The sequence below is a fragment of the Halobellus rarus genome (assembly GCF_024494595.1).
GTDB classification, from domain to species: domain Archaea; phylum Halobacteriota; class Halobacteria; order Halobacteriales; family Haloferacaceae; genus Haloquadratum; species Haloquadratum rarum.
The window spans coordinates 1-1,312 of sequence record NZ_JANHDI010000024.1 but is presented as its reverse complement, the minus strand read 5'-3'; the positions used below and the strand labels follow the sequence as shown (position 1 = coordinate 1,312).

Below are 1,312 nucleotides of genomic sequence, written 5' to 3'. Positions count from 1 at the left end.
ATCTGACGGGAGTCACGAACACCGAGACGAATACGATCTCCTCGACGCTCACGTCGGGAACGATTAACGCCGATATATCAGGGACCGAGGACCCGCCGGAAACGACGCTCACGATTGAAGGTAACGGGTTTGGGACTCGAACGGACTCTCAAACCTTTAGCAATGTCGGCGATGGTCACTCCGACTCAATCTCGGTTGAGGGGAGCCTCTCGACGGATCCCGTCGCCGATGGTGCGACAGTCACGCTGACAGGGCAAACAAACGAGGGCACACAGCAGACTGTGAGTGGGAGCGCCAGCGACGGAGACTCCCGAAGCATCACGGTCCACGGAAATGCGGATCCTATCGGTTCTGAGGTCTCTGCTTCAGGGTTTCGCAATACCGTTCAGTATGATATCCCATACGGCGACGGTCCCGCATTTCAGTCGAGCGCATCGAAAGGCGAGACCCGGAGTTATACGATGGACACCGGAGATGTGGAGACTGTCGAAGAAGTCGAATTTCGAGGATCGAGTTACTATCTTAGCGAAGGTGTTGATATAGAAGTCCAAGTTGATGGGGTGAGTTTCGGTACTAAAACTTGGCCTGAAGATAGTGTCCGCACAAAGACGTTCACAGCGGGGAGCGTCGACGTTGGTGACACAGCGGAGATTACTCTGGTAAAACAAAGCGACCATGGGGCATTTAAGCAAGACTATGACTCTGAATCGTACACCAAACTAATCAGCGGCAAGCCCTCGTCGATAACCATCGCAACCGATACGGGAGGGTCAGCATCTCTCGGCTCTGGAGGGACAGAGTCGATTGCTCTCTCGGACGATACGTCGACATTAGACGTCTCTCACGCGGGATCTGGATATGTTGATTATGAGTTACAGTTTACCGAACGGACGCAAACTGCTGATCCCGCGATCACTTTGAACGGGGAGAGTCAGTCTTACAACGGACAACTCGGAGACGGAGAGACTGCTACGCTGTCGTTCGCTCCGAGTTCGCTCGACTCGGGATCGAACGCTGTCAGTCTCGGGATGGCATCCGTCTCCTCGGATGCTCCGGCGATGACCGCGGACTACTCGATCGAGGTCGAGGAGGTCGACGGGGCTCTCGATCCGAGTGTCGACATCGATGAGGACGGGACTCCCGAAGTGTCTCACTCGGGACTGCTCACGAGCGGGCAAACGGAGTCCGCGACGATCGACCCGACCCTCTCCGACGACTCGTGGTCCGTCTCGGGATCGGGGAGTCCCGTGACGGTCTCCGCGGATATCACGGAAGCGACGGTTACGAGCGATCCGGCTGTCGAACTTAACGG

At 56.3% G+C, this 1,312-nt stretch carries 1 protein-coding gene; it reads left to right on the top strand.

Annotation, left to right across the window (positions count from 1 at the left end; genetic code table 11):
• Nucleotides 1-1,312: hypothetical protein (locus NO876_RS17920; protein WP_256423043.1), on the top strand; the 1,312-nt coding region annotated here is incomplete at both ends.